This window comes from Motilibacter peucedani (assembly GCF_003634695.1).
GTDB lineage: Bacteria > Actinomycetota > Actinomycetes > Motilibacterales > Motilibacteraceae > Motilibacter > Motilibacter peucedani.
Map to the genome: position 1 here is coordinate 432,819 of NZ_RBWV01000012.1, position 26,619 is coordinate 459,437.

Annotated in this window: 26 protein-coding genes; 17 read left to right on the forward strand and 9 right to left on the reverse strand. The window is 75.2% G+C overall.

The annotated features are described in order from the left end of the window. The coding region (locus tag CLV35_RS12875; protein WP_121193866.1) for a DUF58 domain-containing protein at window positions 1-1,143 on the reverse strand (1,143 nt) is incomplete at its 3' end. 3 nt (window positions 1,144-1,146) lie between these two features. Continuing rightward, window positions 1,147-2,049, reverse strand: coding sequence for an AAA family ATPase (locus tag CLV35_RS12880; protein ID WP_121193946.1), 903 nt, complete (start codon window positions 2,047-2,049; stop codon window positions 1,147-1,149). A gap of 419 nt (window positions 2,050-2,468) precedes the next feature. On the opposite strand from CLV35_RS12880, the gene mraZ reads away from it, so the two are divergent. The 9 genes from mraZ (at window position 2,469) to CLV35_RS12925 (ending at window position 12,563) form a co-directional block, all read left to right on the forward strand. Next, window positions 2,469-2,909, forward strand: a complete 441-nt coding sequence (gene mraZ / locus CLV35_RS12885) for a division/cell wall cluster transcriptional repressor MraZ (RefSeq protein WP_121193867.1) — start codon at window positions 2,469-2,471, stop codon at window positions 2,907-2,909. A gap of 237 nt (window positions 2,910-3,146) precedes the next feature. Continuing rightward, window positions 3,147-4,112 carry a 16S rRNA (cytosine(1402)-N(4))-methyltransferase RsmH gene (gene rsmH / locus CLV35_RS12890; protein ID WP_121193868.1) on the forward strand — a complete coding sequence of 322 codons (966 nt, stop codon included), beginning with the start codon at window positions 3,147-3,149 and terminating at the stop codon, window positions 4,110-4,112. Then, the gene (locus tag CLV35_RS12895) at window positions 4,109-4,672 is read left to right on the forward strand and encodes a hypothetical protein (RefSeq protein ID WP_121193869.1); all 564 of its coding nucleotides are present in this window, start codon (window positions 4,109-4,111) and stop codon (window positions 4,670-4,672) included. Before rsmH ends, CLV35_RS12895 begins: the two co-directional genes overlap by 4 nt. Window positions 4,673-4,977: 305 nt before the next feature. Further along, complete coding sequence (locus CLV35_RS12900; RefSeq protein ID WP_183061955.1) at window positions 4,978-6,702, forward strand: peptidoglycan D,D-transpeptidase FtsI family protein; 1,725 nt, start codon at window positions 4,978-4,980, stop codon at window positions 6,700-6,702. 11 nt (window positions 6,703-6,713) lie between these two features. Next, window positions 6,714-8,213: a UDP-N-acetylmuramoyl-L-alanyl-D-glutamate--2,6-diaminopimelate ligase gene (locus CLV35_RS12905; RefSeq protein ID WP_121193871.1), complete on the forward strand. Its 1,500-nt coding sequence runs from the start codon at window positions 6,714-6,716 to the stop codon at window positions 8,211-8,213. Continuing rightward, entirely contained in the window at window positions 8,210-9,664 is a 1,455-nt protein-coding gene (locus CLV35_RS12910) for a UDP-N-acetylmuramoyl-tripeptide--D-alanyl-D-alanine ligase (RefSeq protein WP_121193872.1), read from the forward strand. Before CLV35_RS12905 ends, CLV35_RS12910 begins: the two co-directional genes overlap by 4 nt. After that, on the forward strand, window positions 9,661-10,740 hold the full coding sequence (gene mraY, locus CLV35_RS12915) for a phospho-N-acetylmuramoyl-pentapeptide-transferase (RefSeq protein ID WP_121193873.1): 1,080 nt from the start codon (window positions 9,661-9,663) through the stop codon (window positions 10,738-10,740). The genes CLV35_RS12910 and mraY overlap by 4 nt, the downstream gene beginning before the upstream one ends. Beyond that, on the forward strand, window positions 10,737-12,125 hold the full coding sequence (gene murD / locus CLV35_RS12920; protein ID WP_121193947.1) for a UDP-N-acetylmuramoyl-L-alanine--D-glutamate ligase: 1,389 nt from the start codon (window positions 10,737-10,739) through the stop codon (window positions 12,123-12,125). Before mraY ends, murD begins: the two co-directional genes overlap by 4 nt. Before the next feature lie 96 nt (window positions 12,126-12,221). Next, the gene (locus CLV35_RS12925) at window positions 12,222-12,563 is read left to right on the forward strand and encodes a VOC family protein (protein WP_121193874.1); all 342 of its coding nucleotides are present in this window, start codon (window positions 12,222-12,224) and stop codon (window positions 12,561-12,563) included. A 16-nt stretch (window positions 12,564-12,579) separates the two neighbouring features. Here the strand turns inward: CLV35_RS12925 and CLV35_RS12930 are convergent, their stop codons facing one another. The 5 genes from CLV35_RS12930 to CLV35_RS12955 all read right to left on the reverse strand — a co-directional run bounded on the left by CLV35_RS12930 (window position 12,580) and on the right by CLV35_RS12955 (window position 16,188). Then, complete coding sequence (locus CLV35_RS12930; protein ID WP_121193875.1) at window positions 12,580-13,452, reverse strand: SPFH domain-containing protein; 873 nt, start codon at window positions 13,450-13,452, stop codon at window positions 12,580-12,582. Then, window positions 13,440-13,892 (reverse strand): NfeD family protein, encoded by a 453-nt coding sequence (locus tag CLV35_RS12935; RefSeq protein ID WP_121193876.1) that lies wholly within the window; start codon window positions 13,890-13,892, stop codon window positions 13,440-13,442. Before CLV35_RS12935 ends, CLV35_RS12930 begins: the two co-directional genes overlap by 13 nt. A 76-nt stretch (window positions 13,893-13,968) precedes the next feature. Further along, on the reverse strand, window positions 13,969-14,673 hold the full coding sequence (locus CLV35_RS12940; protein ID WP_121193948.1) for an HAD family hydrolase: 705 nt from the start codon (window positions 14,671-14,673) through the stop codon (window positions 13,969-13,971). A gap of 53 nt (window positions 14,674-14,726) precedes the next feature. Continuing rightward, window positions 14,727-15,449: a hypothetical protein gene (locus CLV35_RS20105; RefSeq protein ID WP_183061956.1), complete on the reverse strand. Its 723-nt coding sequence runs from the start codon at window positions 15,447-15,449 to the stop codon at window positions 14,727-14,729. Window positions 15,450-15,540: 91 nt separating this feature from the next. Further along, on the reverse strand, window positions 15,541-16,188 hold the full coding sequence (locus CLV35_RS12955) for a class I SAM-dependent methyltransferase (RefSeq protein ID WP_121193879.1): 648 nt from the start codon (window positions 16,186-16,188) through the stop codon (window positions 15,541-15,543). Between the two features lie 201 nt (window positions 16,189-16,389). Here CLV35_RS12955 and ftsW point away from each other — a divergent pair, with 201 nt between their 5' ends. From ftsW to CLV35_RS12990, 7 genes are read left to right on the forward strand one after another with little or no spacing between them, the layout of a single operon-like run. Continuing rightward, a complete protein-coding gene (gene ftsW / locus CLV35_RS12960; protein WP_231121774.1) occupies window positions 16,390-17,580 on the forward strand; it encodes a putative lipid II flippase FtsW in 1,191 nt (396 codons plus the stop codon). Window position 17,581: 1 nt separating this feature from the next. Then, window positions 17,582-18,676 (forward strand): undecaprenyldiphospho-muramoylpentapeptide beta-N-acetylglucosaminyltransferase, encoded by a 1,095-nt coding sequence (murG, locus tag CLV35_RS12965; RefSeq protein WP_121193880.1) that lies wholly within the window; start codon window positions 17,582-17,584, stop codon window positions 18,674-18,676. Beyond that, window positions 18,673-20,091, forward strand: a complete 1,419-nt coding sequence (gene murC, locus CLV35_RS12970) for a UDP-N-acetylmuramate--L-alanine ligase (RefSeq protein WP_231121775.1) — start codon at window positions 18,673-18,675, stop codon at window positions 20,089-20,091. Before murG ends, murC begins: the two co-directional genes overlap by 4 nt. Next, a complete protein-coding gene (locus CLV35_RS12975) occupies window positions 20,088-20,855 on the forward strand; it encodes a cell division protein FtsQ/DivIB (protein ID WP_121193881.1) in 768 nt (255 codons plus the stop codon). Before murC ends, CLV35_RS12975 begins: the two co-directional genes overlap by 4 nt. Continuing rightward, complete coding sequence (locus tag CLV35_RS12980) at window positions 20,852-23,503, forward strand: FtsX-like permease family protein (RefSeq protein ID WP_121193882.1); 2,652 nt, start codon at window positions 20,852-20,854, stop codon at window positions 23,501-23,503. Before CLV35_RS12975 ends, CLV35_RS12980 begins: the two co-directional genes overlap by 4 nt. Further along, window positions 23,496-24,317 carry an ABC transporter ATP-binding protein gene (locus CLV35_RS12985; RefSeq protein ID WP_121193883.1) on the forward strand — a complete coding sequence of 274 codons (822 nt, stop codon included), beginning with the start codon at window positions 23,496-23,498 and terminating at the stop codon, window positions 24,315-24,317. The genes CLV35_RS12980 and CLV35_RS12985 overlap by 8 nt, the downstream gene beginning before the upstream one ends. Continuing rightward, on the forward strand, window positions 24,314-24,982 hold the full coding sequence (locus tag CLV35_RS12990; RefSeq protein WP_231121776.1) for an ABC transporter ATP-binding protein: 669 nt from the start codon (window positions 24,314-24,316) through the stop codon (window positions 24,980-24,982). The genes CLV35_RS12985 and CLV35_RS12990 overlap by 4 nt, the downstream gene beginning before the upstream one ends. On the opposite strand, the gene CLV35_RS12995 is transcribed toward CLV35_RS12990, so the two are convergent. Next, window positions 24,952-25,464, reverse strand: coding sequence for a mycothiol transferase (locus CLV35_RS12995; RefSeq protein ID WP_121193884.1), 513 nt, complete (start codon window positions 25,462-25,464; stop codon window positions 24,952-24,954). The two genes, CLV35_RS12990 and CLV35_RS12995, sit on opposite strands and share 31 nt — an antisense overlap. A 284-nt stretch (window positions 25,465-25,748) precedes the next feature. Between CLV35_RS12995 and CLV35_RS13000 the strand changes: the two genes are divergently transcribed. Further along, window positions 25,749-26,117 carry a hypothetical protein gene (locus CLV35_RS13000; RefSeq protein WP_121193885.1) on the forward strand — a complete coding sequence of 123 codons (369 nt, stop codon included), beginning with the start codon at window positions 25,749-25,751 and terminating at the stop codon, window positions 26,115-26,117. Between the two features lie 128 nt (window positions 26,118-26,245). Here CLV35_RS13000 and CLV35_RS13005 read toward each other — a convergent pair whose 3' ends face one another. Continuing rightward, complete coding sequence (locus CLV35_RS13005) at window positions 26,246-26,503, reverse strand: hypothetical protein (RefSeq protein WP_121193886.1); 258 nt, start codon at window positions 26,501-26,503, stop codon at window positions 26,246-26,248. Window positions 26,504-26,619 lie beyond the last annotated feature (116 nt).

Sequence of the window (26,619 nt, forward strand, 5' to 3'; positions counted from 1 at the left end):
ACCCCGCCGCGCGCCGTAGGCGTGCGGCATGCTGGCCAGCTGCTGCGCCTCCAGCGGGGTGAGCAGGCCGAGGACCGCGACGAGCAGCCCGTCGCCGAGCCCGCGCGCACCGATCCCGCCGGCGGTCAGCTCCGTGCGCACCGAGGGTGCGACGACCGCGAGGGCGTCGAGCAGGGCGGCGCGGGTGTCGCTGGCCCGGATGCCGGCGCCGGCGACGTGGAGCGCGGGCTCGCGGGAGCCGCCGTCCCCGTCGTCCTCGGCGACCAGGCGCACGGCGTAGCCGCGGTCGGCGAGGTGGGCGCCGATCGACGCGGTGACCGACACGGCGAGCTCGAAGCTCGAGCCGGGGCCGTCGCCGCGGTGGGCGCCCGCGCGGGTGTCGAGCAGCAGCGTCGCCCGGCTCTGCCAGGGCTGCTCCTCGCGGCGCACCATGAGCTCGCCGCGGCGGGCCGACGAGCGCCAGTGCACGCGGTGGAGGGCGTCGCCGTGGCGGTACTCGCGCGTCGACACGTCGTCCTCGCCGGCCGAGGCCACGGCGCGCGCGGTGCTGTTGCCCGACCCCGACAGCGCGCCGGTCAGGGCGATGGCCGGCAGCGGCGTGACCACCGGGGTGACGGTGAGCGAGTCGGTGGCGGTGAACGAGCGCTGCAGCTCGCACATGCCGAAGGGGTCGGTGAGCCGCACGCCGAGGGGGCCGATGGAGAAGCGGCCGCGCACGTCGGAGCGCACCTGGTAGCCGACCGATCGGGTGCCCTGGGGCTCGACGCGGTCGAGGACGAAGCGCGGGCGCGAGCCGAGGACGTAGGGCACGCGGTCCTCGGCGAGCAACAGGCCGGTCGGGATGCGCGAGACGTTGTCGAGGCGGAGCCCGACGATGGCCGTCTCGCCGGCGGCGATGCGCGGCGGGTCGATGCGCCGGCTGCAGGCCAGGCGGTACTGGCTGCGGGTGACGACGAGCGCCGAGGCCAGCGGCACCACGACGAGCAGGATGCCGACCCGCAGGATGTCGGGCTGGCCCAGCGCCAGGGCGACCAGGCTGGCCGCGACGCCGGCCGCGAGGAAGCTGCGACCGCGCGTGGTCAGGCCCGAGAGCCCCCCGCGCGGGACCCGGACGAGACGTCGAGCGCCGGAGCGCACTCCCATGCGCTACCGCCGTCCGGCGGCGACGGGCACGCGGGTGACCAGCTCGGCGACGATGCGCTCGGGGGTGCGGCGGGCCATGAGGGCCTCGGCCGTGGGCACCAGGCGGTGCGCGAGCACCGGCACGGCGAGGGCCTGGACGTCGTCGGGCAGGACGTAGTCGCGCAGGTCGAGCGCGGCCCAGGCGCGGGCGGCGCGCACGAGGTGGAGCGACGCGCGGGGCGAGGCGCCGAGGCGGAGCTCGGGGGACTGGCGGGTGGCGTTGACCAGGTCGACGACGTAGCGCTTGACCTCGGCCGAGACGTGCACGCCGCGCACGGCGGCGATGATGCGGGTGATCTCCCCAGCGTCGGTGACGGCCGCCAGCTCGTCGAGCGGGGACGCGGCGCCGTGGACCTCGAGCATGTCGAGCTCGGCCTCCGAGGAGGGGTAGCCCATCGACACCCGCGCCATGAAGCGGTCGAGCTGGGCCTCGGGCAGCGCGTAGGTGCCGTCCATCTCGACGGGGTTCTGCGTGGCGACCACCATGAACGGCGTCTCGAGCATCCAGGTGCGCCCGTCGACCGTGACGTGCTGCTCCTCCATGCACTCGAGCAGCGCGGACTGGGTCTTCGGCGACGCGCGGTTGATCTCGTCGCCCACGACGATGTTGGCGAACACCGCTCCGGGCTTGAACTCGAACTCGCGGCGCTCCTGGTTGTAGATCGAGACGCCGGTGATGTCGCTCGGCAGCAGGTCGGGCGTGAACTGGATGCGCGAGACGCTGCAGTCGACAGAGCGGGCGAGCGCCTTGGCGAGCATGGTCTTGCCGACGCCGGGGACGTCCTCGATGAGCAGGTGGCCCTGGGCCAGGAGCACGGCGAGCGCGGTCTTGACGACGTCGTTCTTGCCCTCGATGACGCTCTGCATGGAGGTGCGCACCCGGGCCACCACCGCGGCGAGCTCACCGGGGGAGACCGGCTCGGCCGCGTCGTGCGCCCGGATCGGCTCGGCGTCGCCGTAGTCGGGTCCCAGAGGTGCCACTGCGGTCACGGACGGGTCCTCCTCGATCCTCCACGGGCGGGACCACCCCGGCCGCTGGACGCCTGCACCTGCTCGGAGGCGCCCGTCACCGAGCGCCGCGCTGCGGCGTGTCCGTGGGCCAGCGTACGTGGGGTTGCGCGTGTGCGCGCCCTCTCGTCCACACGCGCCCCGTGCGAGAAAACGCGCCCCGGACGGCGCGCGTGTCGCCCCCGAGGGGAGCGCCAGGGAGTAAAGTGGTGCACCATGGAGCACAGGGGAGCAGACGGGGGCCAGCAGGCGCTCCTGTCACGAGGAGGGGAGGGCGCGTGGAGCCGCTCTTCCTCGGCACGCACACCCCTCGGCTCGACGAGAAGGGCCGGCTGTTCCTCCCGGCCCGCTTCCGCGACGACCTCGCCGACGGCCTCGTGATGACCAAGGGCCAGGACGGCTGCGTCACGGTGTGGCCGGTCGAGCAGTTCCGCCGCGTCGCCGACTCGATGGCGCAGCAGGTCTTCACCGACCGCCAGCGCCGCACGGTCCAGCGGCTGCTGATGGCCGACGCGACCTCCGAGGTGCCCGACCGCCAGGGCCGCATCACCGTGCCGCCCGTGCTGCGGGCGCACGCCGGGCTCGAGCGCGACGTCGCTGTCGTCGGCGCCAACAAGCGCCTCGAGATCTGGGACCTCGCCCGGTGGGAGGCCTTCCAGGCCGAGTCGGCCGACGACTTCGAGCGGCTGGCCGAGGAGGTGCTGCCCGGACTGCTCTGACGACCTCGTGAGGTGCGGCCTCCACCCGCCCGACGAGCCGGGTCCGCCCGGCACTGACGCCACTTCCCCGGTGCCAGTGCCAGGCGACGGCGGTCGGGGGCGGTTGGGGACCGGACCGCACGAGGGACCGGCAGGACCACAGGCAGCACGAGGCGCGCAGCGCCAGGAGCAGCAGGACCGCCGTACGCGGCGGGGCGGGGCACCAGCGGGACCGACGAGAGCAGGAGGTGGAGCGCAGTGGAGGAGCGGGACTGGTCCCACGTGCCCGTGCTCCTCCGGCGCTGCCTGTCCCTGCTGGCCCCCGCGGTCGAGAGCGTCCCCGAGCCGGTCGTCGTCGACGCGACGCTCGGCCTGGGCGGCCACACCGCGGCACTGCTCGAGGCGCACCCGGCGCTGCGGGTCGTCGGCCTCGACCGCGACCCCGAGGCGCTCGAGCGCTCGGGCGCGCGGCTCGCCGGCTACGGCGAGCGGGTCACCGCGGTGCACGCGGTCTACGACGAGGTCGCCGACGTGCTCGACCGGCTCGGCATCGAGCGGGTGCAGGGCGTGCTGTTCGACCTGGGCGTCAGCTCGCTGCAGCTCGACGCCGCACGGCGGGGCTTCGCCTACGCCCAGGACGCGCCGCTCGACATGCGCATGGACCCGACGACCGGCATCACGGCGGCGGACGTGGTGAACACGTACGCGCCGGGCGAGCTGGTGCGCATCCTGCGCGACTTCGGCGAGGAGCGCTTCGCCCGTCGCATCGTCGACGCGATCGTGCGCCAGCGGGCGGTCGCTCCCTTCTCCTCCACCGCGCCGCTCGCCGAGCTGGTGCGCACGGCCGTGCCGGCCGCGACCCGGCGCACCGGCGGCCACCCCGCCAAGCGCGCCTTCCAGGCCTTGCGCATCGAGGTCAACGGCGAGCTCGCCGCCCTCGAGGCCGCGCTGCCGGCCGCCATCGGCTCGCTCGCCCTGGGCGGCCGGCTGGTCGTCCTCTCCTACCACTCGCTCGAGGACCGGATGGTCAAGCGCGCGATCACCGCGCGGACCACGGTCGACCTGCCCCCCGGCCTGCCGGTCGTGCCGGAGGGGATGCAGCCCGAGCTGCGCTCGCTGACCCGTGGCGGCGCCGAGCTCGCCACTGACGAGGAGGTCGCCGCAAACCCGCGCGCGGCCTCCGTGCGGCTGCGTGCCGCAGAGAGGATCCGGGAGGCCGCATGAGCACGGTGACGAGTACGCCGGTCGTCGACACGCCGGTCCGCACCCCCGCCGCACCGCGGCCGGTGCGCCCGAGCGCCCGCCGTCCGGTCGCGCCCCAGGCACCCGCGCGCGGCCCGCGGCTCGCGCCGTTCGTGCTGCTGGTCGTGGGGCTGCTCGCCGCCGGCCTGGTCGCCATGCTGCTGCTGAACACCGTGCTGGCGCAGGGCGCCTTCCGGCAGGCCAGGCTGCAGAGCCTGTCGGCCACGCTGGCCGACGAGCAGCAGCGGCTGGCCGCCTCGCTCGCCCAGGAGGAGTCGCCCGAGGTGCTGGCCGCCAAGGCGCACCGGCTCGGGCTGGTCGACTCGTGCGGCCCGCTGTTCCTGAGCCTGCGCAGCGGCCGCACGCCCGGCAAGACCGACCAGGAGGACTGCCCCGGAGCCTCCGGCGCGCCTGCCGCGAAGGCCGCCGGTGCTGCTGCATCCTCGAAGCCCACGACCGTGAAGCCCACGGACAAGGCCACCGCGGGCAGCGGCAAGAAGACGAGCACTCCGAGCACGAAGAAGGCAGGGACCTCTCGATGAACCCGCCGGCCACCGACGGTCGCACCCCTGCGGCGCGCCGGCGGCCGGCCCCCGAGGGCCTCCGTCCCCGGCCGCCCCGTCAAGGGCAGCCGCCCCGTCAAGGACAGCCGCTGCGCCAGGGACAGCCGCCGCGCCAGGCCCAGCGCCAGGCGCAGCCGCCGCGGCAGGGCCAGAGCCAGGGCCAGCCGCCCCGCCGGCCCGCACCGGGCCGTCGCCCGGCGCCGCCGCGACGTGCCGCACCACCGCGGCGGCCGGCACCGCCGCGTACCCTCCGGCTCGGCGACGGGCACCGGCGCGTCAAGGGCGTGCTGCTCGTCTTCGCGTTCGTGCTCTCGCTGTTCGCCGGCCGGCTGTTCCAGGTGCAGGGCGTGGAAGGCGCGGCCTACTCGCAGGAGGCCATCGGCAAGCGCACCCAGCAGCGCGCGCTGCCGGCGGTGCGCGGCCAGATCGTCGACCGCGACGGCGTCGCGCTGGCAACCAGCGTGCAGGCCTACGACGTCGAGGCCGACCCCACCAACGTCAAGGACGCCGACCTGGTCGGGCGCTCGCTCGCGCCGATCATCGGCGTGCCCGCCGCGCAGATCACCGCCAAGATCGTGGCCGCGCAGGAGAAGAACAAGACGGCCAAGAAGCCCTCGCGCTACCTCCAGCTCGCCCAGCGGCTCGGCCCGACGGTGCGCAGCAAGGTCTACGCGCTCAAGGCCGAGCAGCGCAGCGGCATCACCCTGCGCTCGACGACCACGCGCGCCTACCCCTCGGGAGCGGTCGGCGCCAACATCGTCGGCTTCCTCCGCAACGACGGCACGCCCGGCGCGGGCCTCGAGGTCAAGCTGGACGACGTGCTGCGCGGCAGCGACGGGCGCGAGGTGTTCGAGGGGGCCAAGGGCGGCGCGATCATGCCGACCGGCACCGAGACCATCACGCCCGCCGTCGACGGCAAGGACGTGCAGCTCACGATCGACCGCGACATCCAGTGGAAGGCCCAGCAGGCGATCGCCGCGCAGGTGAAGGCCTCGAAGGCCGACTGGGGCAGCGTCGTCGTGCTCGACACCAAGACCGGCGAGGTCTACGCGATGGCCAACTCGCCGACGCTCGACCCGAACCACCGCTCGTCGAACCCGGCGACCTACGTCAACCAGGCGGTCGCCGACGCCTTCGAGCCGGGCTCCACGAGCAAGGTGATGACGGTGTCCTCCGCCATCAACGAGGGCACCACGACGCCCTCGACGGTCTACACGGTGCCCGACCAGATCCACATGAGCGACAAGACCTTCCACGACGACGAGACGCACCGCACCTGGCACCCGACCACCACGGGCATCCTGGCCAAGTCGAGCAACGTCGGCACGATCGAGATCTCGACGAAGCTCGCCCCGGCCACGCTCGAGGGCTACATCCGCAAGTTCGGACTCGGCGCGAAGCCGGGCACGGGGCTCGAGGGCGAGACGGGCGGCATCTTCGCCGCCTCGGCCGACTGGTCGGGCTCCCAGCGCTGGACGATCGCGTTCGGCCAGGGCATCGCCGGCTCGCTGCTCCAGATGGCCGGGGTCTACCAGACGCTGGCCAACGGCGGCGTACGCGTGCCGCCGACCGTCGTCGAGGCGACCACCGACGCCGGTGGCGACTTCGTGCGCACCCCGGCCCCGAAGCCGGTCCGCGTGGTGACCGCCGGCACCGCCAAGAAGATGATGTCGATGATGGAGGCCGTCACCTACGAGGGCGGCACCGGCAAGAACGCGATCATCGACGGCTACCGCGTCGCCGGCAAGACCGGCACCGCCTGGATCCCGAAGAACGGCGGCTACTGCCGCTCGTGCTACCAGTCCTCGTTCATCGGCGTCGTCCCGGCCGACAAGCCGCGCCTCGTCGTCGCGGTGACGATCAGCAACCCGCACACCGGCAGCCACTTCGGCGGCACCATCGCGGCGCCGGTGTTCAAGGAGGTCGGCGCCTTCGCGCTCTCGACGCTGAACATCCCCCCGAGCGGCTCGACCTCGCCCGTCCCGAACTTCGGCGACGTCCGCAAGTAGTCTGCCGTTCCGTGCCGTCCTCGCCAGGCCCGCGTCCCGCGGGCGTCCTCCCTCGTGCGCTGGGGGAGCTGACGGCGGGCGTCGCGGTCAGCGGCGTCACCCTCGACTCGCGCGCCGTGCGGCCGGGCGACCTCTACGCCGCGCTGCCCGGCACCACGTCGCACGGCGCGCAGTTCGCCGCGCAGGCGGTGGCCGCCGGTGCCGTCGTCGTGCTCACCGACCCGGCCGGCGAGGCGGCGGCGCGGGCCACCGGCGTACCGGTCGTCGTCGTGCCCTCGCCCCGCGAGGTGCTCGGCGCGCTCGCGGCGGAGGTCTACGGCCAGCCCGCGCGCGACCTGCTGACGCTCGGGGTCACTGGCACCAGCGGCAAGACGACGACCGCCTACCTGCTCGACGCCGGCCTGCACGCCGCCGGGCGCACCACCGGTCTGGTCGGCACGGTCGAGACCCGCATCGCCGACGAGGTGCTGCCCTCGTCGCTCACCACCCCGGAGGCGCCCGACCTGCAGGCGCTGCTCGCGGTCATGCGCGAGCGGGGCTGCTCCGCGCTGACCATGGAGGTCTCGAGCCACGCGCTGGCGCTCGGCCGGGTCGACGGCACGGTCTACGACGTCGCCGCCTTCACCAACCTCGGGCGCGACCACCTCGACTTCCACCCGACGCTGGAGGACTACTTCGCCGCCAAGGCGCTGCTGTTCACCCCGGCGCACGCGCGTCGGGCGGTCGTGTGCGTCGACAGCGACGGCGGCTCCCGCATGGCCGCCACCGCCCGCGACGCGGGTCTCGAGGTGGTGACCGTCTCGAGCGGCCACCGGCCGGCCGACTGGCGCGCCGAGGAGGTCGAGCTCGGCCCGTGGGGGAGCCGGTTCGTGGCGTCCGCGGAGCAGCTGCGGGTTCCGGTCGAGGTCGCGCTGCCGGGCGCCTACAACGTCGCCAACGCGCTGCTCGCCCTCGCGACGCTCGAGCAGGCGGGCGTCGACGTGCGCGTCGCGGCCGGCGGCATCGGCGCCGTGCGGGTGCCCGGGCGCATGGAGCGCGTGGCCGACGGCGGCAGCGGGGTCGTGGGGCTCGTCGACTACGCCCACAAGCCCGACGCGGTCGAGGCGGCCCTCACCGCCGTGCGCTCCTCCGTGGGTTCCGGCCGCATCGTCGCCGTGCTCGGCGCCGGCGGCGACCGAGACCGCGCGAAGCGCCCGCTCATGGGTGCGGCCGCCGCCCGGCTCGCCGACGTCGTGGTCGTGACCGACGACAACCCGCGCTCGGAGGACCCCACCGCCATCCGCGCCGCCGTGCTCGAGGGCGCGGCGACCGGCACGGCGCAGGTGCTGGAGGTCGGCGACCGGCGGGCCGCCATCGAGCAGGCCGTGGCGCACGCCCGCCCGGGCGACGTCGTGGTGGTGCTCGGCAAGGGACACGAGAAGGGCCAGCTGGTGCGCGGAGAGCTCACCCCGTTCGACGACCGCACCGAGCTGGAGCGCGCCCTGTCGGCGACGGCCGGGGTGCGCGCATGACGCTCGGCGGGTCCGACGGGGGCTGGACCCTCGAGCAGCTCGCCGCCGCGGCCGGCGGCAGGGTGATCGGCGGCGAGGCGTCGACCCGCGTGACCGGACCGGTCGTGATCGACTCCCGCGCCGTCGAGCCCGGCGCCCTGTTCGTCGCAGTGCCCGGCGAGCACGTCGACGGCCACGACTACGCCGGGGCGGCGCTGGCGGCCGGCGCTGCAGCGGTGCTCGCCTCGCGGCCGGTCGACGGTCCAGCGGTGCTCGTCGACGACACCACCGGCGCGCTGGCGTCCGTGGCCGCGGCGCACCTGCGCGCCCTGCCGGACCTCACGACGGTCGGGGTGACCGGCTCGTCCGGGAAGACCTCCACGAAGGACCTGCTCGCCGCGGTGCTCGAGGCGGCCGCCCCGACCGTCGCGACCGCCGGGTCGTTCAACAACGAGCTCGGCCTGCCGCTGACGGTCACCCGCGCGGACGCCGGCACGCGCTGGCTGGTCCTCGAGATGGGGGCCCGCGGCGTCGGGCACATCGCGGCCCTGTGCGCGGTCGCGCCGCCGCGCATCGGCGTCGTGCTCAACGTCGGCTCGGCCCACGTCGGCGAGTTCGGCAGCCGCGAGGTGACCGCCCGGGCCAAGGGCGAGCTCGTCGAGGCGCTGCCCGCCGACGGCGTGGCGGTGCTCAACGCCGACGACCCGCTGGTCTCCGCGATGGCCGGGCGCACCTCGGCGCGCGTGGTGACCTTCGGGCTGACGCCGGCCGCCGACGTGTCGGCCCGGGCGACCTCCCTCGACCCCCTGGGCCGGGCGAGCTTCGAGTTGGTGACCCCCGAGGGCTCGGCCGAGGTGGTCCTGCAGGTGTCGGGCGAGCACCAGGTCGCCAACGCGCTGGCCGCCGCGGCCGTGGGGCGCGAGGCGGGGCTCGCGGTCGCCGACGTCGCGGCTGCGCTGTCCGCGGCCGCCGCCCGCAGCCGGTGGCGCATGGAGGTCACCGAGCGGGCCGACGGCGTCACCGTCGTCAACGACGCCTACAACGCCAACCCTGAGTCCGTGCGCGCGGCGCTCAAGGCGCTCGCCGGCATGGGCCGGTCGGTGCCGCGCGGGTCGCTGCCACGGCGTACGTGGGCCGTCCTCGGCGAGATGCGCGAGCTCGGCGCCACGAGCCGTGACGAGCACGACGCCCTCGGGCGCCTGGTCGTGCGGCTCGACATCCACCGGCTGGTCGCGGTCGGCGAGCCGGCGCGGCCCATCGCGCTCGGTGCCGGGCTCGAGGGGTCGTGGGGCGGCGAGGCGGCGTGGGTGCCCGACGTCGACGCCGCGCTGGCGGTGCTGCGCGCCGAGCTGGAGCCGGGCGACATCGTCCTGGTCAAGGCGTCGCGGGCCGTCGGGCTCGAGCGGGTCGCCGCGGCGCTGCTGGCCGATGTGCCGGGCGCCGAGGCCGCGGCCGAGGAGGGCACCTCGTGATCCTCATCCTCGTCGCCGGCGGGGTGGCGCTGGTGGTCGGCCTGTTCGGCACGCCCGCGCTCATCTCGCTGCTGCAGTCGCGCGGCTACGCGCAGGCGATCCGCGACGTCAACGAGGGCTACCCCGACCACGACGCCAAGCGCGGCACGCCCTCGATGGGCGGTGCCGTGATCATCCTGGCGGTGCTGCTGGGCTACGCGCTCGCCCACCTGGTCGCCGCGTTCTACCTCGAGAGCTCGCCGACCGTGTCGGGGCTGCTGGTGCTCGGGCTGATGACCGGGCTCGGCGCCGTCGGCTTCCTCGACGACTACATCAAGATCTTCAAGCAGCGCAGCACGGGCCTGCGGGCCCGCACCAAGCTGGCCGGCCAGACGGTCACGGCCCTCGCCTTCGGCGTGCTGGCGCTGCGCTTCGGCGACGCCCAGGGCACCACGCCCGCCTCGACGCACGTGTCGTTCATCCGCGACACCGGCCTCGGGCTGGGCGGGGTGCTCACCGTGGTCTGGATCTACCTGATCATCGCCGCGGCCTCCAACGGCGTGAACCTCACCGACGGCCTCGACGGGCTGGCGACCGGTGCGAGCGTGGTGACCTTCGCGTCCTACGTGCTCATCGGCGTGTGGCAGTCGGGCAACGACTGCGGCAAGGCCGTCACCCAGCACTGCTACCAGGTGCGCGACCCGCTCGACCTCGCGGTGGTCGCGGCCGCGCTCATGGGGGCCTGCTTCGGCTTCTTGTGGTGGAACGCCTCACCGGCGAAGATCTTCATGGGCGACACCGGGTCGCTGGCCCTGGGCGGAGCGCTCGCGGGGCTCGCGGTGCTGACCCGCACCGAGCTGCTGCTCGTGCTGCTCGGCGGGCTGTTCGTGCTGATCACGCTCTCGGTCGTCATCCAGGTCGGCTACTTCAAGCTCTCGGGCGGCAAGCGGGTCTTCCGCATGGCGCCCCTCCAGCACCACTTCGAGCTCGTCGGCTGGGGAGAGGTCACCATCGTGATCCGGTTCTGGATCATCGCGGGTCTCTCGGTCGCCGCCGGGCTCGGCGTCTTCTACGCAGAGTGGGTGAGCGGCACGTGAGGCAGCTCCCGTTCCGGTCGGCGGTCGTCGCCGGTCTCGGCGTCTCCGGCCCCTCGGCTGCCCGCGCGCTCGTCGCGGCCGGCGTGGGCGTCACGGTGGTCGACGCGCGCTCCGGTCCGGCCGAGGAGGCGCGCGCGGCCGAGCTCGAGGCGCTGGGAGTGCTCGTGCTGCTCGGGTCGGCGCTCGAGGAGGCTCCGCCCGACACCGACCTGGTGGTCACCTCGCCCGGCTGGCGCCCGCAGACCCCGCTGCTGGCCGCCGCCGCCCGCGCCGGCATCCCGGTGTGGGGCGACGTGGAGCTGGCCTGGCGGCTGCGCCCGGCGCACGCCGCGCCCTGGCTCGCCGTCACGGGCACCAACGGCAAGACGACGACCGTACGCATGCTGGCCGACATCCTCACCGCCGGCGGCCGCCGCGCGGTGGCGGCGGGCAACGTCGGGTTCCCGCTGCTCGACGCGGTGCTCGCGCCGGAGCCCTACGACGTCATCGCGGTGGAGCTCTCGAGCTACCAGCTGCACTGGACCTCGACGGTGACGCCCTGGGCGGGTGCGCTGCTCAACGTGGCGCCCGACCACCTCGACTGGCACGGCACCCTCGACGCCTACGCGGCAGCGAAGACGCGGGTCTGGCGCGGCGCCCACGAGTCGGTCTACAACGCCGACGACCCGCTGGTGTCGCGGCTGGCCGCCTCCGCCCACGGCCCGCGCGGGTTCACCCTCGGGGAGCCCGGGCCCGGGCAGCTCGGCGTCGTCGACGGCATGCTCGTCGACCGGGCCACCGAGCGCGGCGAGCTCTGCGCGGTCGCCGACATCTCGCCCGCCGCGCCGCACAACGTCGCCAACGCGCTGGCCGCCGCGGCGCTCGCCCTCTCGCTGCACCCGGCGCACGCGGTCGACGACGCGGCCGTCTGCGCCGGGCTGCGCGGCTGGAAGCCCGACGCCCACCGCATCGCCCGGGTCGCCAGCCGCGACGGCGTCGACTGGGTCGACGACTCGAAGGCCACCAACCCGCACGCTGCAGCCGCGTCGCTCGCCGCCTACCCCTCCGTGGTCTGGATCGCCGGCGGGCTGGCGAAGGGCGCGAGCTTCGACGAGCTCGTGGCCGGTGCCCGCGACCGGCTGCGCGGCGTCGTGCTGCTCGGCCGCGACCGCGAGGTCGTCCGCGCGGCCCTGCGGGAGCACGCCGCAGACGTACCCGTCGTGGAGGTGGGTGCGGGCGAGGGCCAGGGGGAGCAGGCGATGCGCGAGGCGGTCGCCGCGGCGGCCCGGCTCGCGACCGCCGGCGACACCGTGCTGCTCGCGCCCGCGTGCGCGTCGATGGACCAGTTCACCGACTACGCCGCCCGCGGCGACGAGTTCGCCCGCGCGGTCGGCGCGCTGCCCTGAGCGCACGGGCCCGGTCACACTTCCCGGGCCAGAGGCGTCAGGACGGTAGCGGGATGGTCCCGCCGAGGTGACACCGACCCGGACCTGGAGGTTCCCGTGGCAGTGCAGATGAGGACGGTCGTCTACCCGGTCGACGACCTGGCGGCGGCCAAGGCGTTCTACACCCGGCTGCTGGGCGTCGAGCCGCACACCGACCAGCCCTACTACGTCGGCTACTCGGTCGACGGCACCGAGATCGGGCTCGACCCCCACGGCCACGCCCAGGGCCACACCGGCGCCGTGGCCTACTGGGACGTCGACGACCTCGAGGCCGCGGTCGCGTCGCTCGTCGAGGCAGGCGGGAAGGTCCTGGTCCCGGCCCGCGAGGTGGGCGGCGGCATGAGCGTCGCGACCGTCACCGACGCCGACGGCAACCTGGTGGGGCTGCGCAGCTCCTGAGCGCGGGAGGGGCGCGTCAGGGGGCCGTGCCGTCGAAGGCGCTGCGGAAGCCCTTGAGCGCCTCGCCCAGCTCGCTCGGCACCACCCAGACGGTGTTGCTGTCGCCCTGGGCGATGCGCGGCAGCGTCTGGAGGTACTGGTAGGCCAGCAGCTTGGGGTCCGGGTCGCCGGCGTGGATGGCCGCGAAGACCCGGCGGATCGCCTCGGCCTCGCCCTCGGCACGGAGCACCGCGGCCTGGGCGTCGCCCTCCGCCCGCAGCACCGCCGCCTGCTTCGCGCCCTCCGCCGTGAGGATCGCGGCCTGCTTCTGGCCCTCGGCCGACAGGATCGTCGCGCGGCGGTCGCGCTCGGCGCGCATCTGCTTCTCCATGGCGTCCTTGATGCCGCCGGGTGGGTCGATCGACTTGAGCTCGACGCGGTTGACCCGGATGCCCCACCGGCCGGTCGCCTCGTCGAGCACGCCGCGCAGCTGGCCGTTGATCTCGTCGCGCGAGGTCAGCGTCTGCTCGAGGTTCAGCCCGCCGACCAGGTTGCGCAGCGTGGTGACCGTGAGCTGCTCGACGGCCTGGATGTAGTTGGCGATCTCGTAGGTCGCTGCGCGCGCGTCGGTCACCTGGAAGTAGATGACGGTGTCGATGGACACCACCAGGTTGTCCTCGGTGATGACCGGCTGGGGCGGGAACGACACGACCTGCTCGCGCAGGTCGATGAGGGGCCGGACGCGGTCGATGAACGGCACGACCAGGTTGAGGCCCGGGGTGAGCGTGCGGTGGTAGCGGCCGAGCCGCTCCACCACCCCGGCGCGCGCCTGCGGCACGATCCGCACCGCGCGCACGAGGACGATCAGGGCGACGACCGCGACCGCGGCGACGGCGATCAGGGCGACCATGGCAGCTCCATCTCGTGGACGACGGCCGTGGCACCGTCGATGGACATCACCTGCACCTGGCGGCCCGGCTCCACGGCCGTACCCGTGAGGTAGGTGCGCGCCGACCAGACCTCGCCGTTCAGCTTCACCCGCCCGCCGCTGCCGTCGTCGACGCGGGCCAGCACCGTCGCGGTCGAGCCGACCAGCGCCGCGGTGCCCGTGCGCTGCTCCGGCCCCGGACGCAGGTGGCGCAGCGCCACCGGCCGGAGCAGGACCAGTCCGGCCAACGAGACCAGGGCTGCGACGACGACGTCGACCGGGAGCGGTGCGCCCAGCAGGGCGGCGACGCCTGCTGCCAGGGCCCCGCCGGCGAACATCAGCGCGACCAGCTCGACGCCCAGCACCTCGACCCCGACGAGGACGACCGCCGCCACGAGCCACCACACGGCTGCTCCGTCCACAGCGGTCCTCCTCCCTCGTCAGTCTCGGCGCAGGTCCCGCACTCCACAACCCGGGCGGCGCACGACCCGGCGCGGCTCAGAGCGCCGGGCGCACCCCGACCTCCTCGAGGTGGGCGAGCAGGTCGGCCGGGTCGTTGTAGACGCGGTAGGCCCCGGCGGCCTGCAGCTCCTCGCGCCCGTAGCCGCCGGAGAGCAGGCCGACGCCCAGCGAGCCTGCGCGCTGGGCGGCCAGCAGGTCCCACACGCTGTCGCCGACGACGAAGCACTGCTGCGGCGGCACGTCGAGCTGGCGGGCGGCGGCCAGGAACAGGTGCGGGTCGGGCTTGGCGCGCTCGACGAGGTCACGGGTGATGACGGGGACGTCCTCGGGGACGCCGAGCATGTCGAGCGCGGAGGCGGCCGTGCGACGCGCCCCGCTCGTCGCGATGGCGAACGGCACGCCGCGCTCGCTGAGGTGCGCGACGAGCTCGCGCGCTCCGGGCAGCGCGACGACGCTGCTCGCCCGGCGCAGGTACGCCTCGGCGTGCAGCGTCGTCAGCTGGCGCAGGGCGTCGGCGTCGAGGGCGATGCCGGTCTCGCGCTGGAGCGCCTGCAGGAAGAGCCCGCCGCTCATCCCGATGCGCCGGTGGATGCGCCACACCGACAGCGGGATGCCGACCTCGAACAGCGCCTCCTGCCACGCGATCACGTGCTGGTAGACCGAGTCGACCAGCGTGCCGTCGAGGTCGAAGAGCAGCGCCGGCGTCGGGACGGTGAGGGGCTCGATGTCGTCGAAGGCCATGGCCGTCACTGTGGCACAGCGCATCCCGTGCGCAGCAGGGGCGAGGCGGTCGCTCAGGCCTGGTGGTAGGAGTGCTCCTTCTTGCCCTTGTAGTCGTAGCAGGTGTCCCCGGCCACGTCGCTCGGTACGCGGTAGCGGCGCAGCACCGCGCAGTCGAGGGAGTCCTGGGTGCCGTAGACCTCCTTCCAGGTGCCGTCGACCTGCGCCCAGAGCGCCTCGTAGCCGCCGCACGCGTTGACGCCGCCGATCGCGAAGCCGTCGGTGCGCAGCGTCTGGACGGTCACCCCCACCGCCGCGCCCGGGCACTTCTCCTCGGCCTGGAGCTGCTCCACCGTGCGGGCGACGAACCGCTTGAACGACTCGGGCGCCCCGCGCAGCTCGGACACGTCGGCCGGGTCGTCGATCTCGACCCCCACCGACTCGCCGCCGGCGTAGGGGATCAGCCTCGCTGCCGAGCTCGCGCTCGGCGAGGGGGTCGTCGCCTCGGTGGGCGTGGGCGTGGGTGTGGTCGCCCCGGTGGGTGCGGGCGCCCCGGTGGGTGCGGGCGCCCCGGTGGGTGTCGGTGCGAGCGTCGGTGTCGGTGCGGGCGTCGACGTGGGTGTGGGTGCGGGCGTGGGCGTCGGCGTCGAGGCAGGTGCCGGCGCCGCGCTCGACGCGGTGGGGGCGGGGGCCGGGGGCGGGCCGGCCGACGGCGACGAGCTGGCGCCGCAGCCGCCCAGCGCGAGCACCAGCCCGGCGGCGCAGACGGACAGACCGGTGCGGGGGAGAGCTCTCATGCCTGGTTGATGCCCCGGGCCACCGACGGGGTTGCACGTGCTGGCGACGTCGTCCGGCGCCGTGCCTGGTCGGGCAGCCGCGGGGGTCGCACTAGGCGCGTCGACGGGCCCGCAGCACGAGGTCCTGCACGTGGTGCGCGCCGGAGCCCCCCGAGACCACCCGCGGGCGGCGCTCGTCGACCTCGACCACCCACTCCTCGCCCAGCACGCCCGCGACGTCGGCGGGCAGCGCGTACAGCTCGGGGTCGAACCCGCCGTCGTGCCCGTGCCCGTGGTCGTGGGAGTGCTCGATGTCGTGGTGCACGACGAGCAGGGTGCCGCCCGGCGCGACGAGGTCGGCCAGCGCGCGCTCGGCGACGGCGCCAGGGGTCTTGAGCAGCACCGCGTACTGCGCCGACACCAGCTCGAACCCGCCCGCCGGGAGGCCCGCCTCGACCAGGCCGGCGTGGACCCACTCGACCTCGACGCCGGCCTCCTCGGCGTGGCGGCGGGCGCGCTCGAGGGCGATGCCCGAGACGTCGAGCGCGGTGACCTGCCAGCCGCGGCGGGCCAGCCAGACCGCGTCGGCTCCCTCGCCGCAGCCGACGTCGAGCGCGCGTCCCGGCGCGAGGTCGGAGACCTCGGCGACGAGGGCGCCGTTGGGCTCGCCGCTCCACACGCGCTCGGCCGCGCTGTAGCGCTCGTCCCACTCGGCGGCGTCGGGGGTCCGGTCCGTGCTGCTGGTGCTGGGGTTCGTCATGCTCCGGAGTCTCGGGCCGGGGACGGCGGAGCGCCAAGCGTTGTTGCCGTTCCAGCAACGTACGCGTCGGCCGCCGCCGGCGGACGGACCGTCCGATCCGTCCCACCGCCCCCGGCGCGCCTCGCGTCCGCGGCGGGCAGCGCTTCGTAGCATCGAGCCCGCACGGACGACTGCACGACGACGGGGTGGGGTGGGGCGAGGATGAGCGTCGCTGCCGCCGACCGACCCCGCCGCACAGCCCGCGGCAGCGCGGTCACCCGCCAGCTGCGCGCCCTGCTCGACAGGCCCAACGCGCCCTACCTGATCATCCTCGGCAGCGCCGGGCTGCTGGTCGTGCTCGGCCTGGTGATGGTGCTCTCGGCCTCGAGCGTCGAGTCCTACCGCACCACCGGCTCGTCGTTCTCCTACTGGCGCAAGCAGGCGGTGTTCTTCGCGATCGGCGTGCCGGTCCTGTTCTTCTGCTCCCGGCTGCCGGTCAAGGTGTGGCGGGCGCTGGCCTACCCGGCGCTGATCTTCTCGGGCGTGATGCTCGCCCTCGTGCAGGTCGCGGGCGACGCCGCCGTCAACGGCAACCGCAACTGGATCACCGTGGGCGGCGTGCAGATCCAGCCCAGCGAGGCGGCCAAGCTGGCGCTCGTGCTCTGGGGCGCCGACCTGCTGGCGCGCAAGCACGCGCTGCTCGACCAGTGGAAGCACCTGCTCGTGCCGCTGCTGCCGGTCAGCGGCTGCATCCTGCTGTTCGTCCTGCTGGGCAACGACCTCGGCACGGCGCTCGTGCTGATGATGCTCGTGCTCTCGCTGCTGTTCTTCGCCGGTGCGCCCTTCCGGCTGTTCGTCGCCGTGCTCGGTGCGGGCGGGGTCATGGCCGCGATGCTCGCCTCGACCAAGAGCAACCGCGTGGCCCGCCTGACCAGCTGGCTGTCGCCGAGCGCCGACCAGGCCGGATACGCCTACCAGGCGCTGCACGGCCGGCTCGCCCTCGGCACGGGGGGCTTCCTCGGCGTGGGGCTGGGCGCGTCCCGCGAGAAGTGGGGCACCCTGCCCGAGGCCCACAACGACTTCATCTTCGCGATCATCGGCGAGGAGCTCGGCCTGCTGGGCAGCCTGGTGGTCGTCTCGCTGTTCGGCGCCCTCTGCTACGGCGGCTACCAGGTCGCGCTGCGCTCGAGCGGTCGCTTCGAGCACCTGGCGGCAGCCGCGGTCACCACGTGGCTGGCGGCCCAGACGGTCATCAACATCGGCGCCGTCATCGGGCTCATGCCGGTCATCGGGCTGCCCCTGCCGCTGGTCTCGGCGGGCGGCTCGGCGCTGCTCTCGACGATGGCGGCGATCGGCCTCCTGCTCAGCCTCGCCCGCAGCAACGCGCGCGCCGAGCGCGCCGCCGCGGTCTGACATGCACGTCGTCCTCGCCGGCGGTGGCACCGCTGGCCACGTCGAGCCCGCCCTCGCGCTCGCCGACGCCCTGCGCCGGGCCGACCCGGCCGTCGGCATCACGGCGCTGGGCACCAGCCGGGGGCTCGAGGCCCGGCTGGTGCCCGAGCGGGGCTACGACCTGGCGCTCATCCCGCCGGTGCCCGTGCCCCGCCGGCCGTCGCCCGAGCTGCTCCGCCTGCCGCTGCGCGTCGTCTCGGCGGTGCGCGAGACCTCAGCAGTCCTCTCCCGCGTCGGCGCCGACGTGGTGGTGGGTTTCGGCGGCTACGTCTCAGCTCCCGCCTATCTGGCGGGACGACGCCACGGCGTGCCCCTCGTGGTCCACGAGGCGAACGTGCGACCGGGGCTCGCCAACCGCCTCGGCGCCCGGCTGACACCGCACGTGGCGAGCGCCTGGCCCGCCAGCCCCCTGCACGGCGCCACCTACGTCGGCATGCCCCTGCGGCGCTCGGTCTCGACGCTCGACCGCGCCGCCCGCCGGGCCGAGGCGCGGGCCCACTTCGGTCTCGACCCCGACCTGCCCTGCCTGCTGGTCTTCGGTGGTTCGCAGGGCGCGCGCACGCTCAACGAGGCGGCGTCCGGTGCCTCCGCCGCCCTCGGGGCAGCGGGCGTGCAGGTGCTGCACGGCGTCGGCCGCGGCAAGTCGGTCGAGGTGGCGTCACCGGCGCCCTACGTCGTGCGTGACTACCTCGACCGCATGGACCTCGCCTACGCCGCGGCCGACCTGGCCCTGTGCCGCTCGGGCGCCAGCACGTGCTCCGAGCTGGCCGCGGTCGGCCTGCCGGCGGTCTACGTCCCCTTCCCGCACGGCAACGGCGAGCAGCGGCTCAACGCCCAGCCCGTCGTCGAGGCGGGCGGCGGCCTGCTGGTCGACGACGCGACGTGCACGGCTGAGTGGGTCGCCGCGAACCTCGCCCCGCTGGCCGCCGACGCCGCCCGGCTGGCCACGATGTCTGCAGCGGCCGCGCGGTTCGGGCGTCGCGACGCCGACGACCGGCTGGCGGCCATGGTGCTCGCCGCCGCCGCACCAGCCCACCGAGCAGGAGGACGATCGTGAGCGCGGTCCCCGCCCCCGACCCCGTGCCGCCGGCCGACGCCCTGGGCCGCGTGCACTTCGTCGGCATCGGGGGCGCCGGCATGTCGGGCATCGCGCGCATCCTGCTGGCGCGGGGAGCCACCGTCTCGGGCAGCGACGCCCGCGACAGCCGAGCCCTGGCCGCCCTGCGCGCCCTGGGGGCGACCACCTTCGTCGGCCACGCGGCCGAGCACGTCGCCGGGGCCGACACGGTCGTGGTCTCGAGCGCGATCCGGCCCGAGAACCCTGAGCTGGTCGAGGCCCGCGCCCGCGGGCTCCTCGTCCTGCCGCGCGCCGCGGCCCTGGCGGCGGTGATGGCCGGGCGTCGGGCGATCGCCGTCGCCGGCACCCACGGCAAGACCACGACGACCTCGATGCTCACCGTGGCGCTGCAGCACTGCGGCGCCGACCCGTCGTTCGCGATCGGCGGCAGCCTCAACGAGTCCGGCGCCAACGCCCACAACGGCTCCGGCGACCTGTTCGTCGCCGAGGCCGACGAGAGCGACGGCTCGTTCCTCATCTACACGCCTGCTGCGGCGATCGTCACCAACGTCGAGCCCGACCACCTCGACCACTACGTCACGGGCGAGGCGGTCGACGAGGCGTTCGTGCAGTTCACCCGACGAGTGGTGCCAGGTGGCTTGCTCGTCACCTGCGCCGACGACCCGGGCGCGGTGCGCCTGGCGCAGCGGGCGCGCGCCGAGGGCGTGGAGGTCCGCACCTACGGCGAGTCGGAGGCCGCAGACGTACGCCTCGAGTCGCTCGTCGTCGCGGGCGCCGGCTCCAGCGCGCGGGCGGTGGCCGACGGCTCCCGCGTCGGCGAGCTCACGCTGCGGGTGCCGGGACGGCACAACGCGCTCAACGCGGCCGCGGCGCTGACCATGGCCACCGGGCTCGGCTTCGCCGCCGAGCAGGTGCTCGAGGGGCTCGGCCGCTTCACCGGCACCCGGCGCCGGTTCGAGGCCAAGGGCACCGCGGGCGGCGTGCGCGTCTACGACGACTACGCCCACCACCCGACCGAGGTCGAGGCGACCCTGCGCGCGGCCCGCTCGGTCGCGCACGGCGGCCGGGTCGTCGTCGCCTTCCAGCCGCACCGCTACTCCCGCACGGCCGCGTTCAGCGATGAGTTCGGCCGCTCGCTCGCCTTCGCCGACGAGGTGGTCGTGATGGACGTCTACGCCGCGGGGGAGGACCCGCTGCCCGGGGCCACGGGCGAGGCGGTCGCCGCCGCGGTGCCGCTGGCGCCCGGCTCGGTGCACTACGAGCCGTCGTGGTCGGCGGTCGCTGGTCGGCTGGCCGCAGCCGCCCGCCCCGGCGACATCGTGCTGACCCTCGGCGCCGGCGACGTGACCATGATCGGGCCCGAGGTGCTGGCGCTGCTGGCGGAGCGAGCGTGAGGGGCCACGACGTCTCGCGCCCCGGCGCGACGATGACCCGGCCGGCGCCGCGGCCGCGCGCCGCCGGCCCGCGGGCGCGCGGGCCGCTGCTGCCCGGCCGTGCGCGCATCGCGATCGCCCTCGTGCTCACGCTCGTGGTCGCCGCCGGCTGGGCGGTGCTCGGCACCTCGCTGCTGGGTCTGCGCACGGTCGAGGTCCGCGGCACCACGACCCTGACCGCGGCCGAGGTGCGCAGGGCGGCCGGCGTACGCACCGGCTTCCCGCTCGCGCGCGTGCCGCTGTCGTCGGTGCAGGAGCGCGTCGGCGACCTCCCGGTCGTGCGCACCGTCCACGCCGCCCGCAAGTGGCCGCACACGCTGGTGGTCACCGTGCAGGACCGCGAGCCGGTCGGCGTCGTCGCCGACGGCGGCGGCTGGTCCTACGTCGACGCGACCGGTGCGGCGTTCGCGCCCGCGCCGGCCGAGGAGGCCAAGGACCCGCTGGGCCACCCGGTGCTGCGCACCCGCAAGGGCGACGTCGCCGCCCTGCGCTCGGCCGCCCGGGTCGTCGCGGCGCTGCCCGACACGCTGCTCGGCTCGGTGGCGCACGTCGACGCCAGCACGGCCGACAGCGTCACGCTCGTGCTGCGCTCGGGCAAGTCCGTGGTCTGGGGCAGCCCCGACCGCTCCGCGCGCAAGGCCACCGTCGCCACGGTGCTGATGAAGTCGGTCGCCGACGGCAAGACCTACGACGTCAGCGCGCCGGACGCTCCCACCGTCCGGTGAGCCGGCGTCCCCGGTTCGCCGTCGGGCTCGCCCTGCTCACGGCGCTGCTCGTGGCCGTGGGCGTCTCGGCACCGCTGCTGGTCGCGGCCGCGGGCGAGGGCGCGTGGGAGCAGGACCGCGACCGGCTCGGGACGACCACGCTCGGCGCCACCGTCCTCTCCGGCACCCGCTCCCGTTTCAACGGCAGCGTCGCCAACGACCGCGTGGCGCAGGTGCCGGCGCTCGACGCGGCGCTCGACGCGCAGGCGAAGGCCCTCGGGCTGCCGGCTCCCGTCGAGCTGCCGGACGTGACCGGCCTGCTCGCGACCGGCGCCGGGCGCGTCGAGAAGGCGCAGGTCTTCGCGCGTACGGAGGCTGAAGCCCGCCTCGAGCTGCTGAGCGGCGGGCCTGCGACGACCGGCGTGCTCGTCCCCTCGCGCCTGGCGACGGCGCTGTCGCTGCGCGCGGGCGGCACGCTGCAGCTGCGGGCGACCGACCTCACCGGCCACCCCCGCAGCGTCGCCCTGCCGGTCGCCGGCGTCTACCGGGAGCCGGCCCTGCCGGTCGGGCCCTACTGGGAGGGCCAGGCCTACCGCTTCTTCGTGCCGCTGCCGAACCCGCGCACCGGCGACCTCGACTACCCCGAAGCGCCGGTCGTCGCCGCGCCGGCGCTGGTGCGCTCGGTCGCGACCTCGCTCGAGCAGCCGGTCGACCTCGAGTACGCGTTCCCCCTCCCGTCACACGCCTCGCGCGCCCAGGCCGAGGCGGCAGCCGTGCGCCAGCAGCAGCTCACCCTGCGGGTCGGTGCACCTCCGCTCGCCGACCGGTTCGACGCGGTGGGCGAGCCGGCGCTGGTGCGGACCTCGCTCGCGAACGTGCTCACGCGCACCCGCAGCACCGTCTCGTTGCTGACCCCGCCGGTGCGGGCCGTCGGCTACGGCGGTGCCGGCGCCGCGCTGCTCCTGGTCGGCGTGTGGGCCGCTCAGCGCGTGCGCCGGCGCGAGGTGCAGCTGCGCGCGCTGGTGGCCCGCGGCCTGTCGCCCGCGCAGGCCGGGTGGCGGGCAGCCGTCGAGGCGCTGCCCGCCGTCGTCGTGGGGACGCTGCTCGGTGCGGGGGCGGGTGCGGCGGCGGTGCGTGCGCTCGGTCCCGCGGGGCGCTTCCCCGAGGGCTGGCTCGGCGACGCCTGGCCGGTCGTGGTCGTCTGCGCACTGCTCGTGCTGGTGGAGGTGGCGGTCGTGACGGCGGTCGCCGTCGCGCGCATGGGGCAGATCGGGGTAGGCGCCGCGCAGCAGCTGCTGGGCCGGGTGCCGTGGGTGCCGGTCACCGCCGCCGTCGCGGTCGTCGCCGCCCTGCCGCTCGTCGACGGTCGGCCGCGCGACGACGGTGGCCTCGGGGTCGTCACCCTGGGCGTACCCCTGCTCGTGGTCGCCGCCGCCAGCGGCGTCGTCGTGTCGGTGCTGCAGCGCGCGGCGCGCCCCGTGCGCGGCCCGGCGGCGCGGCTGCCGGCCGGCGCCTACCTCGGCGTACGCCGGGTGCTGGCCGCCGCCTCGGCCACCCGCCTGGTCGTGGTGGCGACGGCGGTCGCGCTGGGCCTCGTCGTCTACGCCGGCGCGCTGGCCGCGTCGACCTCGCGCACCCTGCACGCCAAGGCGGTGGTGGCCGTGGGCGCCGACTACGTCGCAGACGTCAACGCCGGGCACGAGTCCCCGGCGCTCCCGGCGGGCGCCACGCTCGTTCAGCGCGCCCGGGGCATCGACCTCGCGCCCGGCGGCCTGTCGACCGACGTGCTGGCCGTCGACCCGGCCGGCTTCGGCCGGGTCGCCGACTGGGAGCCCGGCTTCGCCGACCGCCCGCTGCCCGAGCTGCTGGCAGCGCTCGTCCCGCGCGCCGGAGCTGCCGACCGGGTGCCCGTCGTCGTGGCCGGTCCGGTGCCCGACCAGGTGCTCACCTCGACCGGCGGCCGGCTCACGCTCGACTTCGGCGCCTACCAGGTGCAGGCGCAGGTCGTGGGCCGTGCCTCCGCCTTCCCCGGCATGCCGTCGACGCGGCCGATGCTCGTGGCGGCCCGCGCGCCCCTGACCGCCGCGCTGCACGCGGCCGGCCAGGACATCGACCTCGTGCTGCAGCGCCAGGTCTGGGGCAGGGGCGACGACCGTCCTCTGCTCCAGGCGTCGGGGCCCGACACGACCGCGGTCGACCCTGCGGCGGTGCGCACCACCAGCGACTTCCTGGCTCGGCCGGCGCTGCGGGCGCAGAGCTGGACGCTGGGCTACCTGCGGGCGGTCGCCGCGTGCGCCGGGGTGCTCGGCCTCGCGGGGCTCGCGCTCTACGCGGCCGCCCAGCAGCGCCGCCGCACCGTCGCGTCGGTGCTGCTCGACCGGATGGGCCTGGCGCGCCGCTCGGCGCTCGCCGCTGCCGCTGTCGAGCTGGGGCTGCTCGCGCTGGTGGCCGCCGTGCTGGGCGCCGGTCTCGGCCTGCCGACCGCGCGGCTGGTGCTCGACACGCTCGACCCCGTGCCGGCCCTGCCGCCGGGGCCGGTCTTCGAGGTCCCTCTGCCTGCGCTGCTCGCGGTCGCCGTGGGGGTGGTGCTCCTCGTGGCGGTCGGGTCCGTGCTCGTCGACTCGCTGGCGCGGCGCGCCCCCCGAGGGCAGGTGCTGCGCGGTGGCTGAGCACGCGGCGTCGTGCGAGGGCGTCGTGCGCATCTACTGGTCGCCCGGCGGCGAGGTGCACGCGCTCAAGGGCGTCGACGCCGTCCTGCCGGCGGGCAGCCTCACCGCGCTCACCGGTCCCTCCGGCTCGGGCAAGACCTCGCTGCTCAAGATCCTCGCAGCGCAGGACCGGCCGACCGCAGGCCTGGCCGTGGTGGCGGGCGAGCCGCTCACCGCGCTGTCCGGCCGCCGGCTGCGGGCCCTGCGCCGCAGGCACATCGGCTACGTCTTCGCCCGGCCGCCCGACAACCTGCAGCCCGAGCTGACCGTCGTCGGGCACCTGCGCGAGGCGGGGCGGCTGCGCGGGCTGCCCCGGCCGGTCGTGCGCCAGGAGACCGAGGAGCTCGTCGGCCTGCTGGGCCTCACCGAGCGCGCCGACCACCGGCCCGACCAGCTCTCGGGCGGCGAGCAGCAGCGGCTCGCGTTCGCCCAGGCGGTGGTGGGGTCGCCGGCGCTCGTCGTCGCCGACGAGCCGACCGGCGAGCTCGACTCAGCAACCACAGCAGACCTCCTCGGCGTCGTGCGCCGTCTCGCCCACCGGGGCACGACCGTGCTGGTGGCTACGCACGACCCTCAGGCGGCCGAGGTCGCCGACCAGGTGCTCGCCATGCGCTCCGGCACCATCGCCGCCGAGCAGGTCGCGGGACGCCGGCTGGCGGTCATCGACGGCAACGGCCGCCTCCAGCTCCCCGACGAGGTGCTGCGCCGCTTCCACACCCGCCGTGTCGAGATCGACGTCGACGAGAGCGGCGTGCACCTGCGGGAGCCGTCGTGAGCGTCCTGTCCACCCAGCCCGTGCTGTCGGTGCGCGGCGTGACCAAGGCGTACCGACGGGGTCGCGAGACGGTCCACGCGCTGCGCGGCGTCGACCTCGAGGTCGCGCCCGGCGAGGTCGTCGTGCTGCTCGGGCGCTCCGGCTCCGGCAAGACCACGCTGCTCAACTGCGTCGCGGGCTGGGAGGCGCCCGACAGCGGCGCGGTCGAGGTGCTGTCGACGACCGGTACGCCCTGGCAGCAGGTCGCGGTCGTGCCGCAGCGCTTCGGGCTGCTCGACGAGCTGACCCTCGCCGAGAACGTCGCCCTGCCCGCGCGTCTCGCCGGCTCGCCCGAGCCGGAGGCCGCCGCACGCGAGCTGCTCGAGGAGCTCGGCCTGGCGGTCGTCCTCGACCGGCTGCCGGCCGAGGTGTCGCTGGGGGAGGCGCAGCGCGCGGCGCTGGCCCGCGCGCTCGTCGTCAGGCCGACCCTGCTGCTCGCCGACGAGCCGACCGGGCGCCTCGACGAGGCGCTGTCGGTGAAGGTCGCCGCACTCGTACGCCGCCGCTGCCACGAGCAGGGCAGCGCGGCGCTGCTCGCCAGCCACGACGCCCTGACCGCCGCGTCCGCCGACCGGGTCGTGCGGCTGCACGACGGTCAGCTGCGCGAGGAGAGCCCTGCGACGTAGGCGGCCTGGCCGACGTGCTGCAGGTCGTCGCTGATGATGCTCACCAGGCGCACGGCGAGGGTGACCGGCGGGTCGAAGTTCTCGTCGACGACCCGGTCGAGGTCGGCCTCGGTGACGCCCGCGAGCCAGCCGACGGTGCGCCCGTGCACGGCGTCGAGGTAGTCGAGCAGCACCTGCGGGTCCTCGGGCCGCACCTGGGCGACCTGCTCGGGGGAGAAGCCGTAGCCGGTCTCCGCGTCGTCGAAGGGCAGCTGCATCCGGCCCGCGAACCCCTGCGAGGTCCACACCTGCTCTGAGCCGGCGGCGTCGGCGATGTGGTCGTCCTGCACCCGCGCCAGGTGCCAGGCCAGCCAGGCGACCGAGTTGCCGCGGCCGTCGGGCCGGGCCGCGAGCTGGTCGGCGGTGAGGCCCTCGACGGCGGAGTGCAGCGTCTGCTGCACGCGGCCGAACGCGTCGGTGAGGATGTCGATGGCGTTGGTCATGGGGACACCGTACGTACGCGGCTGACGACTGGGCGAGGCCGTCGCCCGGTACCGCAGCCCGTCACACGCGGCGTTGCGCTCCTAAGGTCCGGTCGTCCGCGGATGCACTGACATGCCGATGAGCGAGCCCGCGGAACACCCACGCATCGCTGTTGAGTGGACGTGTCGCTGCCCGCGCTTCTGGCTGCCCCGGGCTTCGCGATCGAGCCGAAGGTCGCATATGCGACCTGCTTCATCTTGAGGGTAAGACGGCTAGCCGGCGACGCCCTGGTCAACTTGCCAGAGTGCCGCTCGCCTTCATCGCCGTAGCCATCTCGCTGGCGCTTCTGGAGGCGGCCCTCGTGCCTGAGGCCAAGGTCTTCGGATGGCCGACGGTGGCCATCGCGATGTCTGCTTGGCCGATCTTCGGAGCTGTCGGCTTTGTGGCCCTCAAGGGAAGCAACGGCGCTGGCGCGGAACATGCCATCGCCTGGATGTTTACACTCCTCTACCTCAGCTGCCTGGTCGTCACGCAGGGCCGCCCACTGCTGGTGATGAACCAACTGATCGACGACGACCCGCACTTCACACCACGGTTGCGTAAGCAGAGCCGAAGAGCGCAATGGCTCCTCATTGCCGTCTTATGTGTTGGCGCCGGGCTGCCCCTGCTCTGAGTGCCCACCTCTGTTCCTGGTCGAATGGGACTCGATCGGCAGGGGTCCTGGCGCGAGCCCTCGTACCAAAGCCGGCCGCCGTCAGTGGGCGGAGCCGCTCGGCGATGCAGCGCGCTCGTGATACTGGGTCACCTTATTCGGTCCGTCAGCAGCTCGTTCAGCCCGGCGGCGAGCCCTGCACACACACTGGCGCCGGGTGCACTCGCCTCGCCGAACCAGCGTAGGAAGATCGCGTGTACGTCGTCAGGTGTGACCGGCGGCCGTAGCCTCAGCAGGTCCGCCACCTCCGGGTCGTACTCGTCCTCTGGACACTCGAGCGCGATCAGGCCGACAGGGTCGACGCTGTTAACAAGCGCGCGGACAGCGAGGAACAGCTCAGGTGCCACCCCGCCATGATCGCGCAGGACGCACGCACTTGCCGCCGTCAGCGCACCTCCGACGTGCGCTCCGTGCCGACGCTGACGACCGTCAGCGCCTGAGACCGGCAGCTAGCACGCCTGAG

Coding starts and splice junctions, on each gene's coding strand:
- CLV35_RS12880 (WP_121193946.1), bottom strand. CDS start 2,049: ATGCAGAGCGTCATCGAGGGCAAGAACGACGTCGTCAAGACCGCGCTC.
- CLV35_RS12895 (WP_121193869.1), top strand. CDS start 4,109: ATGAGCACGGTGACGAGTACGCCGGTCGTCGACACGCCGGTCCGCACC.
- CLV35_RS12910 (WP_121193872.1), top strand. CDS start 8,210: ATGACGCTCGGCGGGTCCGACGGGGGCTGGACCCTCGAGCAGCTCGCC.
- CLV35_RS12930 (WP_121193875.1), bottom strand. CDS start 13,452: ATGGTCGCCCTGATCGCCGTCGCCGCGGTCGCGGTCGTCGCCCTGATC.
- CLV35_RS12940 (WP_121193948.1), bottom strand. CDS start 14,673: ATGGCCTTCGACGACATCGAGCCCCTCACCGTCCCGACGCCGGCGCTG.
- CLV35_RS20105 (WP_183061956.1), bottom strand. CDS start 15,449: ATGAGAGCTCTCCCCCGCACCGGTCTGTCCGTCTGCGCCGCCGGGCTG.
- CLV35_RS12955 (WP_121193879.1), bottom strand. CDS start 16,188: ATGACGAACCCCAGCACCAGCAGCACGGACCGGACCCCCGACGCCGCC.
- ftsW (WP_231121774.1), top strand. CDS start 16,390: ATGAGCGTCGCTGCCGCCGACCGACCCCGCCGCACAGCCCGCGGCAGC.
- murG (WP_121193880.1), top strand. CDS start 17,582: ATGCACGTCGTCCTCGCCGGCGGTGGCACCGCTGGCCACGTCGAGCCC.
- CLV35_RS12995 (WP_121193884.1), bottom strand. CDS start 25,464: ATGACCAACGCCATCGACATCCTCACCGACGCGTTCGGCCGCGTGCAG.